Raw genomic sequence first — 15,383 nt, forward strand, 5'->3', positions numbered from 1 at the left:
CGTTCGCCGTGGCCTCAGGCGCTCGGCCCGACCAGGTCCCCCGTTGGCTCGGACTCGGACTCGGCAGGGCCCCTGCGGGAACGACGCCACCACAGGACGAGGGCGAGACCTCCGAGGAGCAGCAGGACCGCTGCCACCGCGAGAGACGGTGAGTGCAGGAAGAGACCGCGCAGGGCGTTGAGAACGACGACGACGCCGACGCTGTAGATGCCCGCCCAGATCAGGCAGCCGACGAACATGGCGACGAGGTAGCGGGGAAAGGCCATCCGCATGGCACCGGCGGCCAGGTTGACCGCTGTCTGGATGCCGACGGTCAGGAAGGAGAAGGTGACCGCCGGCGGCCCGAACCGGTTGATGAGGTGCTCGGCCTTGGCGAGCTTGGCGCCGATCCGCTCGGCAAGGCGCGACCGGTGCAGGCCGGCACCGACGCCCCGGCCGATCCAATAGGTCATCTGTGCTCTGGCGAGAACGATGCCGAGCAGCGAGAAGTAGACGACCCAATAGGGTTGCCCGTCCAAGAACGCGTACGGCATCCCGATCCTCCCAGCGCGGCACCGCGGAACAACAATGCTATGCCTTGCCTAACTTCACGCGGGACCGGGTGCGATCAATCCGACAAAATGGAATTTTCACCATGAACTGTCCGCGCCTGTTTCCGACGGCGGTTCAGCCTGCGGAGGCGGCCTCTCCCGTGCGCGAGGTCGTGGCGATCGTGGCCGAACCCATGACGACGTCGCCGTCGTAGAGCACTGCGGCCTGCCCCGCGGCCACACCCGTGGCAGGTTCGACCAGGGTGATCACGAGTTCGCCGTCGCGCTCGTGCGCGTGGCAGTCGTGCACCTCTCCGTGTGCGCGCAACTGCACGGTGAAGGGGGTGGGCTCGGTCGGTGCGGCGCACCCCGACCACACCGGGCGCTGGGCGATGATGCCGTCGACTGCGAGCGAGGCCCGTGGGCCCACCGTGACGGTGTTGTTCACCGGCTCGATGGAGAGGACGTAGCGCCGATTGACGGCTCCTCCCAGGTTGAGCCCCTTGCGCTGCCCCACGGTGAAGGCGTGTGCTCCTTCATGGGTTCCCAGGACCGCACCGGACTCGTCCACGATCGGCCCCGGTTCACTGCCGAGCGTGCGGTTGAGGAACCCGGCGGTGTCACCGTCGGCGATGAAGCAGATGTCGTGGCTGTCGGGCTTGTCGGCCACCGACAGTCCCCTGCGATCGGCCTCGGCCCGGACTTCGGCCTTGGTGCAGTCCCCCAGGGGGAACATGGAGTGCGCGAGCTGCTCCCGGTTGAGAACCGCGAGGACGTAGGACTGGTCCTTGGCGTAGTCGACGCTTCGGCGCAAGCGGCCGTCGAGCATCCGGACGTGGTGACCGGTGCACACCGCGTCGAAGCCCAGCGCGATGGCGCGGTCCAGAACCGCCTCGAACTTGATCTTCTCGTTGCAGCGCAGACAGGGGTTGGGGGTGCGGCCCGCCGCGTACTCGGCGACGAAGTCCTGCACCACTTCCCGGTCGAACTCTTCGGCCATGTCCCAGATGTAGAAGGGGATACCGATGACGTCGGCAGCTCGCCGGGCGTCCCGGGAGTCTTCCACCGTGCAACAGCCGCGGGCCCCCGTGCGGTAGGACTGGGGGTTCTTGGCCAGGGCAAGATGGACACCGGTGACGTCATGGCCGGCCTCAGCCGCGCGGGCCGCGGCCACCGCGGAATCAACGCCGCCCGACATGGCGGCCAGTACTCGCAAAGTCATAGCCCTACCAGACTAAGCGGTGCAGAAGGCTGCATCCGCCCTATTTTCCCGTGACCAGTCGACGTCACTGCCGGGAGCACCGTCCGACTCTGCGAAAATCGATGTCATGGCTCTGTTCCGTCGCCGTCGCTCCGCCGATTCCCTGTCCGCCGTCGCCATCGACGACTTCTGGTCCTCATGGGCCGACGTCCGCGAGGCGCTGGCCGCATCCATCGATGCCCGAACCGCCGTTCCCGCCGAGGAGGCCCAACGCCTCGACGAACGCGTGCAGCGCATCCACCAAGGGCTCGGCTGGGAGGTGTCACCCGCTCCGGCACCGGACCCCGCCGACCTCGCCGTCTCCTTCGACGACCCCGCCGCACTGTTCGCGAGCCTTGAGTCCCCCTCGGACGCATCGGCTCCCACCCCCGCCTATGCACTGACCCTTCGCGCGGGCGAGGACGACGACGCACGGGTGCTGGCCGAGCGCTGGTACCGCGCAGCTCCGGAGGACGCCGCGTGGGCGTTCTTCCCCTCCGTACCGGCCGACCACGGCAGGCTCACGAAGAGCACGGTCGTCAGCGACCACGAGCTCGACCTGTCGCACACGTCGGTGAGCCTGCGGGTGGACCACGCCAGCGGCCGGATCGAGGTGGGCGTCTACCATCCCGACTTCATGTTCCTGCCCGAGGAGGTCCAACTGGAGGTGGCCGAGCAGGTGACGATGCTCGCGCTGGGCGAGGACCACGTCGTGCGCTGGATCTCCACCGTTCGCCCTCTCGTGGAGAAGCCGCTCGATCCGCTTCCCCCGACCTCGATGCCCTCGGTGGTGGAACAGCTCTCGGGTATAGGCAGCAGCGGGGGCTGGGTGACGCTGCAGGGCAGGGTACCGCTGCGCGGACCGGTGCAGATCGCGGTGCGCCATCCGCTACACCGCCGTGATTACCCGGCTTTCTCTCTGTACGTACAGGTGGTCGTGGGTTACGCCGATACCGACGACGACAAACTGCCTGCGCAGTCGTCGGCGGCCGCTCTGGACGCCTTCGCGCTGGGGTTGCGCGGCCTGCTTGGCAACAACGGGGCGCTCCTGGCCCACCAGACCATCGGTGGACAGCGAATCTTCCACTTCTACCTCGACCCCGAGTCCGGCGTACTGCCGGAACTGCAGAAGGCCGTGGCGGAGTGGCCTGAGGGCAAGACCCAGTTGCAGAGCGCCCTGGAGCCCGAGTGGGACACCATCAATCAGATCCTGAAACCGATCAGGCGCCAGCTGGGTCGCTGAATGTCCATCGTCCTGGGGCGACGCAGCCGCCCCAGGACACGGACGGACCGGCACTCGCAGTGCGCCGCTCGCCCACGACAGTGGGCGGCAGCATTCGCCGGGGCGCATCCGGCCACCGTGGGACCGCCTAGTGACGTTTGGCCCGGGCCTTTCGGGCGCGTTCCACGATCGGTCCCAGGGCTCGGGCGAGGGCGGCGATGTCGGCTCTGGTCGATCCTCGTCCCAACGAGAGGCGCAATGAGCCCCGGGCGGTGTCGGGATCGGCGCCCATTGCAAGCAGTACATGGCTGGGCTGGGAGACTCCTGCGGAGCAGGCCGAACCGGTGGAGCACTCGATGCCCTGGGCGTCCAGCAGCATCAGGAGGGCGTCCCCCTCGCAGCCCGGGAAGGCGATATGGGCGTTACCGGCCAGCCGGTCGGTGGGGTGACCGTTGAGCGTGCTGTCGGGCACCGCTTCACGGACCGCCCCGATCAGTTCGTCGCGTAGTGCGGCGAGCTCCGCGGCGTGGTGGTCGCGTTCGGCCACGGCCAGGCCGACGGCCGTGGCCAGGCCGCGCAGCAGAGGAGTCGTCAAGGTGCCCGAACGCACCTCTCTCTCCTGGCCGCCGCCGTGCAGGACCGGGACCGGATCCACACCGCGGGCAAGCAGCAGCGCCCCCGCCCCCGTCGGCCCACCGAGCTTGTGCCCGCTCAAGGTCAGGGCGGACACTCCACTGGCCGCGAAGTCCACGGGCAGCACCCCCACTGCCTGCACGGCATCGGTGTGGAAGGGAATCCCGTATTCGGCGGCCACAGCGGCGAGCTCTGCCACCGGCTGGATGGTCCCCACCTCGTTGTTGGCCCACATCACCGAGACCAGGGCGACGTCGGCGGGTTCCTGCTCGATGGCCGCGCGCAGCGTCTCGGGGGCGACCCGGCCGTAGCCGTCGACCGGCAGCTCTTCGCAGACCGCGCCCTGGTGGTCGGCGATCCAGCGGGCGGGGTCGAGTACCGCGTGGTGTTCGACAGCACTGACGAGAACACGCCGGCGTGCCCGGTCGGCGGCATTCCTGGCCCAGTACAGTCCCTTGATCGCGAGGTTGTCGGCCTCGGTACCCCCGCTGGTGAAAACCACCTCGTTGGGGGTGCAGCGCAGGGCGTCGGCGATCTCCTCGCGGGACTCCTCCACCACTCTGCGGGCTCGACGTCCTGCGCCGTGCAATGAGGAGGCGTTGCCGAGGACACCGAACTGGTCCGTCATAGCGGCGATGGCCTCGGGGCGGACAGTGGTCGTGGCGGCGTGATCGAAGTACACCATGGCGATCACCGATTGTAGACGGCCCGCGCCGACACCGATCAGGGAAGTCCCTTCGAGCGGTGTCCGCTCCGGCAACGACGACGGCCCGGATGGTCGGTCCGGGCCGTCGTCGAGGCGCAGGCGCCTACTTGCGCTTGTTGATCTCCTCGGTCAACTGCGGGGTGACCTTGTGCAGGTCGCCGACGACCGCGAAGTCCGCGATCTCCAGCAGCGGAGCCTCGGGGTCCTTGTTGACGGCGACGATCGTCTTGGACGTCTGCATGCCCGCCCGGTGCTGGATGGCACCGGAGATTCCCAGGGCGATGTAGAGGTTCGGGGCGACGGTCTTACCGGTCTGGCCGACCTGGAAGGCATTGGGGTACCAGCCGGAGTCGACCGCGGCACGGGAGGCGCCCACCGCGGCTCCCAGGGAGTCCGCCAGTCCTTCGACGACGGAGAAGTCGTCGCTGCCCACACCGCGGCCACCGGAGACCACGATGGCGGCCTCGGCAAGCTCCGGGCGCGAGCCCTTGCTCTCCTTGACCCGGTCGGTGATCCTGGCGGCCTTGGCACCCTCGGACAGCTCGACGGTGACTGCCTCCTGGACCGCCGCCCCCTGCGCTGCCTCGGCCGGGATGGCGTTGGGGCGCACGGCGACGACGGGGACGCCGGTGGTGACGCGGGCGTGGGCGACCACGCCGCCACCGAAGATGGAATGCTCGGCGACGAGGTCGGCGGTGAGGTCGACCACATCGGTGAGTACGCCCGAACCGAGCTTCACAGCGGTGCGTCCGGCGATTTCCTTGTTCTCGGCGGTGGCCGAGACGAGGACGGCGACGGCGGACTTGTCCGCGGCAAGGGTGGCCAGCAGTTCGGCCTTGGGTGCGACGACGTAGTCGTTGAGTTCGGCCGGAGCGGTGTAGACCTTCTCCGCTCCGTACTCGCCGAGCTTGGCGGTGATGTCTCCGGTCGCTTCCCCGACGACGACCGCCGAGGGCTCACCGACGCGGCGGGCCGCGGTCAGCAGCTCCAGGGTGACCTTCTTGACCTCTCCGTCGGCGTGATCGACGAGAACGAGAACTTCAGCCATGATCGTGTTTTTCCTCTCTCGTCCGTCGCTTACACGAACTTCTTGGCGGCGAGGAAATCGGCGATCTGGACGCCGCCGTTGCCCTCGTCCTTGACAACGGTGCCTGCGGCACGCGGCGGGGCCTCTGCGAAGTCGACGACCGCAGTGGTGGCGTTGGCGACGCCGACCAGGGCGGTGTCGATCGCGGCGTCGGCCGCGCCGAGCTTGGTGACCGGCTTCTTCTTGGCCGCCATGATCAACTTGAACGACGGGTAACGCGGTTCGTTGATCTTCTCGACCACCGACACAACGGCCGGCAGCGTCGCCTCGACCACGTCGTAGCCGTCGTCGGTCTGGCGCTGGACGCGCACGGACGAGCCGTCGATGTCGACCTTGTTGGCCAGGGTGAGCTGCGGCAGGCCGAGATACTCTGCGAGCGCGGCGGCGACCACGCCGGTACGCGCGTCGGTGGACTCCGACCCAAGGATGACCAGGTCGAACTCGATGGTGCCCAATGCCTTGGCGAGCGCATAGGCGGTCTGGAGCGAGTCGGAGCCGTGCAGCGCCTCGTCGTTCAGGTGCACCGCCTTGTCGGCCCCCATCGACAGGGCCTTGCGGATGGAATCCGTGGCCTGGTCGGGCCCGGCGCTGAGGATGGTGACCTCGCCGCCGTGCTTCTCCTTGAGCAGGAGTGCCTCTTCGATGGCGTACTCGCACAGCTCGTTGATGACGCCGTCGGAGGAGGCACGGTCCACCGTGCTGTCCGCCGGGTTCAACTTACGCTCGGTCGCGGTGTCCGGGACCTGCTTGACCAAAACGACAATATTCATGGCCGGTGGCCGACCTCCCTGCACTTACCTGCGCCGCCCGGGTGGACGCCGTGGACGCGGGCGCGTCCGTGGTTCTTTGTCAAGAGTGCCAAACACTCGGATGAGGTCCGGCAACGGGCTGGCGTTCTGGACCCGCCGTCCCGTGGTGTCTCGTCTGCTCTTCCTTCAATGTTACTGACTGGTAGCAAGAAGGCGAACGCCGCCCTCGAATTTTTTCCTGAGGAAAGGCTCGCCTAATCTTTGTTCGACTCTAGTTGAACCAGGTCGACGGCGCGGGGAGAGGGCTCCACACGGCCCCGCCGATCTGGACCCCGAAGACGATCAGGAAGAGCGAGAACAGGCTGACCGCGACGATGATCCCCCAGTAGATGTAGGGGTTGCGGATGGCGGCCTTGCCCATCAGCCAGCGCGACTGCCGGTGCGCGCCGCGGGCGTGCGGACCGAACAGGAAGTTCAACAGCACCACGATGGCAAGCGCCCAGGAGCCGACGTAGTTGGCCGAGCCGTTGCCGGTGACCATCCCGACCCCGAGTCCGACCACGATGCCGCCGAGCAGATAGCCCAGCCCGTACATCGCTGCCGATCCGAGGGTGCGCAGGAACGCCCACGGCAGGCTCAGTGCCACGACCATGTTGTCGGAACCGCGGGGCCCCCGCTCGTGGAGGCGCCGAGCGTGCTCACGCTTGGCGATGTCCAGGCCGCCCAGCACCGTGACCCCGAGCAGTCCCAGGAACAGACCGAACACGGGAAGCATGAGGGTGATCCCGACGACGGCCAGCGCGGCCGGGACCACGAGCAGCCAGGGCAGCGTCTTGACCTCGCGGTCGTCGTAGTAGTCGTCCTCGTCGTCGGAACCGAGGTAGTCGCTGATCCGGTCCTCGCCCTTGCGGCGGGAGCGGAAACGGTCCACCAGACCGCGGGGTTCGTCGTCCTCGTACTCGTCGCCCGAGAAGGTCGAGGTCTGCTTGGCCCTGCCCTTGTCGTAGTCGACCGGGGTCAAGATGTCGCGGAACTCGTCCGGGCGCAGCGTCGAGTTGAAGAACTGGGTGTGCGGCGGCGCCCCTTCTTCCGCACGGTCGTCCTCGTACTCGTCCTCCGCAGGGGCCATGGCGGTGTCGGTGGGCCCTGCGACCTGGGTCGCGTCGGGGCGCGGCGACTCGATCGGCTCGGGAACACTGGCGGCAACCGTGTGCGATCCGGTCAAGCCGCTCGGCTGGTAGCCCTCCTCCGCCCAGGGGAGGTCGAGATTGAGGCGCTCGGCTGCTGCGAGCAGGCGCGCCGCGTCGGGCCGGGAGCGTACGTCGCGTGCCACAGCGGAGCCGACCAGCGGACGAAGCGCGTCGGGCATTCCGTCGAGGTTGATCTCCCCGTTGAGGATGCGGAAGAAGATGACCTCGAACGCACCCGCACCGTAGGGCGGGTTGCCGGTGGACGCGAAAGCGACCGTTGCCCCCCAGGCGTGGATATCGGTAGCCGGGCTGAGGTCGGAGCCTTCGATCACCTCGGGCGACAGATAGCTCGGGGTCCCCACGAAGGTACCGGTCTGGGTGAGCTTGGCACCGTCCACCGCATGGGCGATACCGAAGTCGATGACGATCGGCTCACCATTGGAGATGATGACGTTTCCGGGCTTGAGGTCGCGGTGGATGACCTCGGCTGCGTGGATGTCGCCGATGGCCCTGGCCAGACCGGTGACCAGCCTGGTCAGCGCACGGCCCCGCAACGGGCCGTGGTCGGTGACGGTGGCGTCCAGGGTGGGGCCGGGAATGTACTCGGTGACGACCCAGGGCAGCCGGGCATTGGTGTCGGCGTCGATGACGGCCGCGACGTTGCGGCTCTGCACCCTGCGCATCGTGGTGACCTCGCGGGCCAGCCTGGCGCGGGCGATGTCGTCGCCGGCGACCTCCGAACGCAGCACTTTGACTGCGACCAGCCGATCCTGAGGGTCTACGGCTTGGTACACAACGCCCATTCCGCCTTGGCCGATTCGCCTGCGGATCTTGTATGGGCCGATGTGTTCCGGCAGCCCCTCACCATCGGAGAAACCTGCCGTCATTGCCATAGTGAACCCATCTCCTCAAACCCCACGTACCACCTCGTGCAGCCTATCGGCCAGAAGCGATCGGGCTCCGAATCAGTACCGGTCGGTGCCACGTGCCGCGCTGCTCGTCATGAACCACAGCACCTACAGTCACCCGGTCGGTCCCGGCCAGGCTACAAAAGCCGACGGGACCGCCCCCACCCCGAAAGGTCGGGCACCCGGGTCGCGCGAACACGCGCCCCCGTCGAGTGACCACATGAGTATGACGGAAAAACCGGGACTTCGGTTCCGCTCAAGGGCTCGTGCGAACGCAGGCCCGTCCGGGGCGGGAGACGTGTGCGTCCCGCCGCGGACGGGCCGGCGTCAGACCTGGCGGGCCAGCCCCTCGATGACCTGGGCGCCGGGCAACTCGGCCAGCACCGCTCCCGGAACAGCGAGCTTGGAACGGCGAAGCCCGCTGCCCACGACGACATAGGGCTGGGCCGCAGCTGCGGCGTCGACCAGAATCGGCCAGTCGGCGGGCAGCCCCAGCGGAGTGATCCCGCCGTACTCCATTCCGGTGGCCTGCACGGTGTCGTCCTGGGGAGCGAAACTGGCCTTGCGGGCCTCCAGGTGTCGGCGCACCGTCCCGTTGACATCGGCGCGGGTGGTGGCCAGGACCACACACGCCGCGTACCGCACCTCGCCACCGCGCTTGGCAGCGATGACGACGCAGTTGGCGGACGCCTCCACGGGAACCTCGTAGGCGGCGCAGAAATTGGCGGTATCGGCCAGGTCCGCATCGATGGCGGCCACCAGTAGCCGCTCGACCGGGGTCGTGTGTTTCCAGGCGGCCACCGCCGCCGCGACCGGCCGAGCCAGCAGATCGGTCCGTTCGACAGCAGGACGGGTGTCGAGTCCCCACATGGTCTGGCGCCCTTACTTTCCGGAGAATTCGGCCTTGCCGGGGCCCTGCTCGACGAAGCTGCGCATCCCGGTCTTCTGGTCCTCGGTGGCGAACAGCGCGGAGAACTGCAGCCGCTCGATCTCCAGACCGGTGGTGAGATCGGTCTCCAGACCCGCGTCGATGGCCTGTTTGGCCGCGCGCAGGGCGACCGCCGGTCCACCGACGTAGCGCGCGGCCATCGCCACTGCGGCGGCGTACACCTCGCCTGCCGGTACGACCGCGTCAACGAGCCCTATGGCCAGCGCCTCTTCGGCTCCGACGTGGCGGCCGGTGTAGATGAGGTCCTTCGCCCGGGAGGGGCCGATGAGCCGAGGCAGCCGCTGGGTGCCACCGGCGCCGGGGATGACCCCCAGTTGGATCTCGGGCTGGCCGAGGACGGCGTTGTCGGCAGCGACCCGGAAGTCCGCGCACAGCGCCAACTCGCATCCACCCCCCAAGGCGTACCCGGTCACGGCTGCGATGACCGGCTTGGGGACCTTGGCCACCGCGGTGAAACAGTCCTGGAGGACGCGGGAGTGCTCGGCCATCCGCGCGTAGTCCAGATCGGCCATTTCCTTGATGTCGGCTCCGGCCGCGAACACCCGCTCGCCCCCGTAGACCACGACGGACGCGATCGTGTCGTCGGTGCCGACCCGGACCGCGGCCTCGGCGATCTCGACCTGTACCTGGGCGTTGAGCGCGTTCATCTTCGGTCGGTCCAACCGGATGACGGCAACGGCGGGGTTGTCGGGATCGGTCTCCACACGCACGAACTCGGCCACGGTCCACAACCTCTTCCATTCGGCTCGGAACTTCGGGGGCTCCTGCCTATCACCCCTTGCCCTTTTGATGCGCGCACCGCCCCCGCTCTGCGGTACGGACGCGCCGACGCCGAGCCGTGGGATCACTCGAAGACGGTCATCTTCTGTCCTTCGGCGTTCACCGCGGTGACGGTGACCGCCCCCGCCGGCTTCTCTCCGGCCGGCGGCCCCGTGACCGCGAGTTGCGGCCCCTCGCCGGTACCGGTGACCGCCCCCTCGACACGGATGGAGACGGCGTCCCTGGAGGCTCCCGCAAGGTAGTGCCACGCTCCGTCGTCGTCCTGCCACCAGGCGCCGGCGGCGACCTGTCGGCTGAGATTGCTGCAGTCCCAACCGTTCTCGTGCGTCGCGACCTCGACCTGACGTGTGCGTCCTTGAGAGGCGAGGAGGGTCACGACGGCACTCCCGGTGCCGTCCGCGAAACCGAAACGGGTGCATGTCCAACGACCGCTCCCTCCGCCTGGGAGGTCGGTGACGGCGAACTCCCACACGGTCGAGGTTCGTGCCGGCCGATCCAATGGCGGGAGTACGCAGTCGAGTTCACCCCACAGCTTGAATCCCGTCGGGTCTCCGGTGAGTTCATGTGGGCCCAGACGGCGGATCTCGGCCGGCGGGGGCGGCATGTAGCCGATGTGGGAGGTACTGCTCCAGCCACCGTCCATGACCGTGTAGGGCTGGCCGTGAGCGACGTCAGGGGCCCGGAGCCGAAGAATCTGGCCGCGGGCGCAACCCGGCTCCCGCACAGTGGGAACGTGATCGGTGACGCCGTCATCGATCCGCAACGAGCTCCACTGGGGACCGTCTTCGGCGAGTGGCGCGGTTTCGGCCTGGACGACCCAGGGCGGCAGGAGGAAACGCACACCTTCGTCGGTGGCGAGGAGCCGCACTGCCGGCCAGTTGGCGACCCCGTTGCCCGGCTCGGGGAAGACCTCCACCGCGGCCCGGTCTGCGCCCTCCACGTAACGGGCCAGCCGAGGAGCGTCGTGCAGCAGGACGACGCGATGGCCGTCGACCTCCCCCGCGAAGAGCAGGAGCGGAGCAGCACTCGGGGCCAGGGCCTCCGCCCCCTCCCTGCCGCGCCCGGCCGAGCCCGGTTCCTCGATCCCGTACCAGGCCGCGAGCGCGCGCTGCACAAGCCGGTCGTCGTCGAGAAGGTCACCGCGGGCGTCCCAGGCGCTGAGGTCGAGTTCGAAACGCTCCCGCCATGTCTGGGCGGCCAGGACGCGCACCTGGGTGGAGTGGGCCGCGGCCGGAGCGGCTCCGGTCTCGTGCCGCAGGACGGTCCCTCCCCGAACCTGGGGGATCGCCACGATGGCGACCAGGATCAGGGCGACCCCGACCGTTGCCGCAGCCGCAGTAGGCCGTGCGGAGGACCGGCGGCCGTATACGCGGACGATGGTCGGGTCGAAGGGCGGACGCTCCAGGAGGCGGTCCTGCTCTGTTTCCGAGGCCGCCAACCGGCCGCCGACGCCGGCGGCCTCGGTGATGGCGGCGTCGGGGGCGACGGCTCCGGAGCGTTGCAAAACGTCGCGCACCTCGTCGGGCGGGATCTGCTCGATCCGGCTCAGCACATAAGCGGCGCGCCCCTGAGGCGTGAGTTCGTCGAGGGCTGCGAACAGGGCGATGTCGTCGCTGAACCCGGTCGCGGGAAACATCCGCAACCAGGCGGTGCGGCGCTGCCACCATCGTTTGGGACGCAGTGCACGGCGCAGTACCCGGACCCGGAACACGTCGTAGTCGCCGGGATCGAGGTCGCCGCGTCCTGCGAGCACCGCGGTGACGATTCGATGCGCCTGGTAGAGGCGTCCCTGATCCGGGCTGCGCCCCGGCAGGACCAGGTAGGCGATGCGGGCCAGGTCACGATAAGCACGCATCTGCCCCGGGGGGATGTTCCTACCTGTGGACACGATGGTTCTCCTGCTCGGCAGCGGCTCCGATTGCGAGCGCGACGACCGTGCGTAGTCACTCGGATCCCATGCGTCGCGCCCCAGTAGAAGGAGCGTAGGGACGGAGGGCGACCAGCCGTCGGAGAACAGCGATATCCGCCCCATAAGAGACGAAGATCGACTAAGTGGCTTAAGTAGGTTTTCGTCGTGTACCGGCGGTCGCGGTCGGGGATCCCGGCACGCCCTAGGCGACACCGCCGAACAGGAAGGTGAGCGTGCCGAGCCGGGCCGAGACGGTGTAGGCGGCGGCGAGGAGCAGGAAAGCCCCGACGATGACGAGCGTGTCGGCCGCGCGCCAGTGGCTGGCCCGCGCGTGACTGCGCGGACCGGTGCCGAAGGCGCGCGCCTCCATCGCGGTGGACAGCAGTGTCCCGGTCCGGATGGCCCGCACCAGCAGCGCGAACGTTTTGCCGACGAAGACCCTCGTCGCAGCGAACGGGTTGCGGCCGGCATCGATCCCCCGGGCCCGGCGGGCCAGCGAGATGGTGTTCCACTGCCCTGCGAGGAGGGGAAGCAGCCGCAGGGCGGCCAGCACGCTCAGGGCCGGGCGTTCGGGCACTTTGAGCTTTTGGATCAGAGCGTCGGTCAACTTGGTCGGATCGCTGCTGATGGCGGCCAGGAGGCCGGGCAGCGCAATGGCCAGGAGGCGCAGCATCGACCCGAGCGCGCCCCACGCCCCGTACTCCCCGTAGAGGTAGTTGACCAGGAAGTTCGAGCACCCCATCAGGACGAACGGAACGCCCAGGATCAAGGTCGTCCGGCGGTCGAGCCCGCTGAACGGAACCAGGAGCAGCGCGGCGGCCAGGACGATGCCGCCGGTGACGGGATCGATCGCGGGGATGAGACCGAAGGAGAGCACCAGCGCGGCGATCACCTTGGCTGCGGGGTTGAGGCCGAGCAGCCAGTAGCGGGCACCTCCCCCGTCGGGACGGGCGATGATCAGCAGCTCGCTGCGCGGGCCGGATTCCTCAGGCGATCGGATGGTCATCGACCGTCCCCCTGCTGGACAGGGCGAACCGTTCCCTCTGCCACCCGGAGCCGCGCGTCGACGCAGCGGTCCATAAACAGGTCGTCGTGGGTGGCGGCCAGGACGGCACGTCCCTGAGCACGCAGCTCGGCCAGGAGTTCCACCAACTCGGTCCAGGTGATGGTGTCCTGACCGAACGTGGGCTCGTCCAGGACGAGCAGATCGGGAGCGTGGGCGGGGCCTGAGCTCAGGGCGGTGGCCACCGAGAGCCGACGCTTCTCTCCTCCCGAGAGGGTGAAGGGATGCACGTCGGCCAGCTCTGTCAGGCGCAGACGGTCCAGGAGCTCATCCACCCAGGCGTCGGCCTCGTGTTCGGGGGTTCCTGCCTTGAGCGGGGCGAAGCGCAGTTCGTCACGGACCGTGGCCGTGACGAACTGGTCCTCCGCATGCTGGAACACCGTCCCGACATGGCGGGCGAGACGCCGGGCGGGCCATCGGGCGAGCGGACGGGCGTCGACCTCGGCGAGCACTCCGCGCGGCGCGATCGTGCCGTCGTACGGGGCGGCCAGCCCGGCGAGCATCATGAGCAGGGTGGACTTACCGGCTCCGTTGGGCCCGGTGAGGGCGGTGGTGGTACCGGCGAGCAGGTCTGCGTCCACTCCCTCCAGGACGGTCCTCGGAGCGGCTCCTCTGATCCCCAGTTCACGGGGGGTGCGAGCGTGCACGCCCACGGCCTCCAAGAGGACGGGGCCTCCCGGAGCGGGCGGGAGGGCGGGGCTCGGCTCGTAACCGGGTACCCAGACGCCTTTCCGGGCAAGAGCAGCGCCGTGTCGGGCGAATATCTCACTCGGGACCCCGTCCGCCAGGACACCCCCTCCTGCCTCCACGACGACGACCCGGTCGACCAGGTCCATGACCTGGGCGACACGGTGCTCGACGATGACCATGGTGGCCTGGGTCGCGCTGAGCAACTCCGCTATCAGGGATCTGACGAGTTCGGCTCCCGCGGGGTCGAGGTTGGCGGTGGGCTCGTCCAGCAGAAGCAGCCGCGGCCGCATCGCCAGAGCCCCTGCGATGACCAGCCGCTGCTTCTCCCCTCCGGAGAGGGAAGCGGTGGAGCGGTGGCGCCCGTAGGGGAAGCCGACCTCGGCGAGACCTGCGTCGACCCGATCCCAGATCTCGGCGGGGTCGACGGCGAGGTTCTCCAGCCCGAAGGCCACGTCGTCGCCTGCCTGGGCCATGACGAGCTGGGTCTCGGGGTCCTGGCTGACCAGTCCGACTCCGCGGCGACGCTGCTGGGCGCTGTGGCCGTCCAGCAGCAGGACGCCTTCCGCCTCCCCGTTGATGGCACTGTCCGGCCCGGTGAGACCGGCCAGGGAGTGCAGGAGCGTGGACTTTCCGGCGCCGGAGGCGCCCAGCAGCAGGACGCGCTCCCCCGGCTGGATCTCCAGGGTGACACCGCGCAGCGAGTAGTCCTCGCGGCCTGCGTGTTTCCACCCCCAGTCGCGCATGCGGACGTGCGTGCCGGGTCCGTTCTTCCCAGCAGGGCCGGCGTCGGGTCGAGTCACCGGATCAGCCCTTGGCCGAGGGGAAAGGGGCCAGGGCACCGGCCTTGGCGAGGGAGGTGGTGAGCAGCCGGGAGCCGACCCCGGCGATGACCGCGGAGCTGGCGATCACGATCGCGGCATAGGAGAGCTGGTAGGACAACGGCCAGGTCACGTTGCTGACGATGTTGTCGCGCACGGCCGGGTAGAGCGCCGAGGCCACGGCTGCCAGGACGGCCACGCCCATTCCCCAGCGCCGGTATCCGAAGGCCAGGAAGACCAGTTCGGCTCCCAGTCCCTGCAACGCGCCCGAGACCACGACCTCCCAGCCCCATTGGACCCCCAGGATCGCCGAGACCGACGCCGCTGCGATGGAGGTGAGGACTGCGGCGCCGCGTTTACGGATGATCAGTCCGGACAGGACCCCCGTGACCAGCCACATTCCGTAGATCACCGCCCATGCGGGGGGAAAGATCGGAGCGGTGAGTGTGGCGGCCACCGAGTAGAGAAGGTTCCAGATCCAGAAGACGAAGCCGAGTGCGACTCCGATGACCGAGGCGACCACGATATCGACGGTGCGCCAGGTCGTGCTGGGTGCGGTGGACTTCTCCACGGGTTCGGTGCTCATTGCAGGACGTCCCTTCGTCAATGACGAGAGGGCTTACGGCCAAGAGTGGCCGCCGCGGACATGACGCGCACCGCCCCAATGACGGGACGGCACGCGGAACACGCCATCGGCGACGGTTCCCACGACTTCCTTCGCTGGCATTACCCAGATCAGGTGTGTAAGGGTCTGCGGCTCGCTGGCCGCACTCTCAGCGCCGAAGCGCTCCCCTGTCGGTATTCCCCCCATTATGGCCGTATGGCATCGCCTCCGGTCAAGGAGGGGGCCCGCCGACGGGGTGGCCGCCTGCGCCCGACCGCGCAGCGGGCCGGCGAGACGTCTCGCCG

General features: G+C 68.9%; 13 protein-coding genes and 1 riboswitch. Of the genes, 1 reads left to right on the forward strand and 12 read right to left on the reverse strand.

The features are described 5' to 3' along the window. Window positions 1–14: 14 nt before the first annotated feature. Together QSJ59_RS05030 and mnmA are read right to left on the reverse strand one after the other, a co-directional pair. Entirely contained in the window at window positions 15–533 is a 519-nt protein-coding gene (locus tag QSJ59_RS05030) for a DedA family protein (RefSeq protein WP_285757496.1), read from the reverse strand. A gap of 133 nt (window positions 534–666) precedes the next feature. Next, window positions 667–1,752, reverse strand: a complete 1,086-nt coding sequence (mnmA, locus tag QSJ59_RS05035; protein ID WP_285757497.1) for a tRNA 2-thiouridine(34) synthase MnmA — start codon at window positions 1,750–1,752, stop codon at window positions 667–669. A gap of 106 nt (window positions 1,753–1,858) precedes the next feature. On the opposite strand from mnmA, the gene QSJ59_RS05040 reads away from it, so the two are divergent. Beyond that, entirely contained in the window at window positions 1,859–3,013 is a 1,155-nt protein-coding gene (locus QSJ59_RS05040; protein ID WP_285757498.1) for a DUF695 domain-containing protein, read from the forward strand. A 127-nt stretch (window positions 3,014–3,140) separates the two neighbouring features. Here QSJ59_RS05040 and QSJ59_RS05045 read toward each other — a convergent pair whose 3' ends face one another. The 10 genes from QSJ59_RS05045 to QSJ59_RS05090 all read right to left on the reverse strand — a co-directional run bounded on the left by QSJ59_RS05045 (window position 3,141) and on the right by QSJ59_RS05090 (window position 15,060). Beyond that, window positions 3,141–4,310, reverse strand: coding sequence for a cysteine desulfurase family protein (locus QSJ59_RS05045; RefSeq protein WP_285757499.1), 1,170 nt, complete (start codon window positions 4,308–4,310; stop codon window positions 3,141–3,143). Window positions 4,311–4,434: 124 nt separating this feature from the next. Then, entirely contained in the window at window positions 4,435–5,379 is a 945-nt protein-coding gene (locus QSJ59_RS05050) for an electron transfer flavoprotein subunit alpha/FixB family protein (RefSeq protein ID WP_285757500.1), read from the reverse strand. A gap of 29 nt (window positions 5,380–5,408) precedes the next feature. Further along, window positions 5,409–6,188 (reverse strand): electron transfer flavoprotein subunit beta/FixA family protein, encoded by a 780-nt coding sequence (locus QSJ59_RS05055; protein WP_285757501.1) that lies wholly within the window; start codon window positions 6,186–6,188, stop codon window positions 5,409–5,411. A gap of 250 nt (window positions 6,189–6,438) precedes the next feature. Then, on the reverse strand, window positions 6,439–8,250 hold the full coding sequence (locus tag QSJ59_RS05060; protein WP_285757502.1) for a serine/threonine-protein kinase: 1,812 nt from the start codon (window positions 8,248–8,250) through the stop codon (window positions 6,439–6,441). 342 nt (window positions 8,251–8,592) lie between these two features. Then, a complete protein-coding gene (locus tag QSJ59_RS05065; RefSeq protein ID WP_285757503.1) occupies window positions 8,593–9,135 on the reverse strand; it encodes a YbaK/EbsC family protein in 543 nt (180 codons plus the stop codon). Between the two features lie 12 nt (window positions 9,136–9,147). Beyond that, entirely contained in the window at window positions 9,148–9,936 is a 789-nt protein-coding gene (locus QSJ59_RS05070) for an enoyl-CoA hydratase/isomerase family protein (protein ID WP_285757504.1), read from the reverse strand. A 122-nt stretch (window positions 9,937–10,058) separates the two neighbouring features. After that, a complete protein-coding gene (locus QSJ59_RS05075; protein ID WP_285757505.1) occupies window positions 10,059–11,882 on the reverse strand; it encodes a hypothetical protein in 1,824 nt (607 codons plus the stop codon). A 223-nt stretch (window positions 11,883–12,105) separates the two neighbouring features. Continuing rightward, window positions 12,106–12,909, reverse strand: a complete 804-nt coding sequence (locus QSJ59_RS05080) for an energy-coupling factor transporter transmembrane component T family protein (protein ID WP_285757506.1) — start codon at window positions 12,907–12,909, stop codon at window positions 12,106–12,108. Further along, on the reverse strand, window positions 12,906–14,399 hold the full coding sequence (locus tag QSJ59_RS05085) for an ABC transporter ATP-binding protein (RefSeq protein ID WP_285757909.1): 1,494 nt from the start codon (window positions 14,397–14,399) through the stop codon (window positions 12,906–12,908). Before QSJ59_RS05085 ends, QSJ59_RS05080 begins: the two co-directional genes overlap by 4 nt. 61 nt (window positions 14,400–14,460) lie before the next feature. Next, the gene (locus tag QSJ59_RS05090) at window positions 14,461–15,060 is read right to left on the reverse strand and encodes an ECF transporter S component (protein WP_285757507.1); all 600 of its coding nucleotides are present in this window, start codon (window positions 15,058–15,060) and stop codon (window positions 14,461–14,463) included. Window positions 15,061–15,169: 109 nt separating this feature from the next. After that, window positions 15,170–15,278, reverse strand: a riboswitch (TPP riboswitch). Window positions 15,279–15,383 lie beyond the last annotated feature (105 nt).

It is taken from the genome of Nocardiopsis ansamitocini, from assembly GCF_030268225.1.
GTDB lineage: Bacteria > Actinomycetota > Actinomycetes > Streptosporangiales > Streptosporangiaceae > Nocardiopsis_D > Nocardiopsis_D ansamitocini.

Bases quoted from the DNA above. Each gene is read 5' to 3' on its own strand.
- QSJ59_RS05090 (WP_285757507.1), bottom strand. From the start codon at position 15,060: ATGAGCACCGAACCCGTGGAGAAGTCCACCGCACCCAGCACGACCTGG.
- QSJ59_RS05055 (WP_285757501.1), bottom strand. From the start codon at position 6,188: ATGAATATTGTCGTTTTGGTCAAGCAGGTCCCGGACACCGCGACCGAG.
- mnmA (WP_285757497.1), bottom strand. From the start codon at position 1,752: ATGACTTTGCGAGTACTGGCCGCCATGTCGGGCGGCGTTGATTCCGCG.
- QSJ59_RS05030 (WP_285757496.1), bottom strand. From the start codon at position 533: ATGCCGTACGCGTTCTTGGACGGGCAACCCTATTGGGTCGTCTACTTC.
- QSJ59_RS05050 (WP_285757500.1), bottom strand. From the start codon at position 5,379: ATGGCTGAAGTTCTCGTTCTCGTCGATCACGCCGACGGAGAGGTCAAG.
- QSJ59_RS05080 (WP_285757506.1), bottom strand. From the start codon at position 12,909: ATGACCATCCGATCGCCTGAGGAATCCGGCCCGCGCAGCGAGCTGCTG.
- QSJ59_RS05045 (WP_285757499.1), bottom strand. From the start codon at position 4,310: ATGGTGTACTTCGATCACGCCGCCACGACCACTGTCCGCCCCGAGGCC.
- QSJ59_RS05040 (WP_285757498.1), top strand. From the start codon at position 1,859: ATGGCTCTGTTCCGTCGCCGTCGCTCCGCCGATTCCCTGTCCGCCGTC.
- QSJ59_RS05060 (WP_285757502.1), bottom strand. From the start codon at position 8,250: ATGGCAATGACGGCAGGTTTCTCCGATGGTGAGGGGCTGCCGGAACAC.
- QSJ59_RS05085 (WP_285757909.1), bottom strand. From the start codon at position 14,399: ATGCGCGACTGGGGGTGGAAACACGCAGGCCGCGAGGACTACTCGCTG.
- QSJ59_RS05065 (WP_285757503.1), bottom strand. From the start codon at position 9,135: ATGTGGGGACTCGACACCCGTCCTGCTGTCGAACGGACCGATCTGCTG.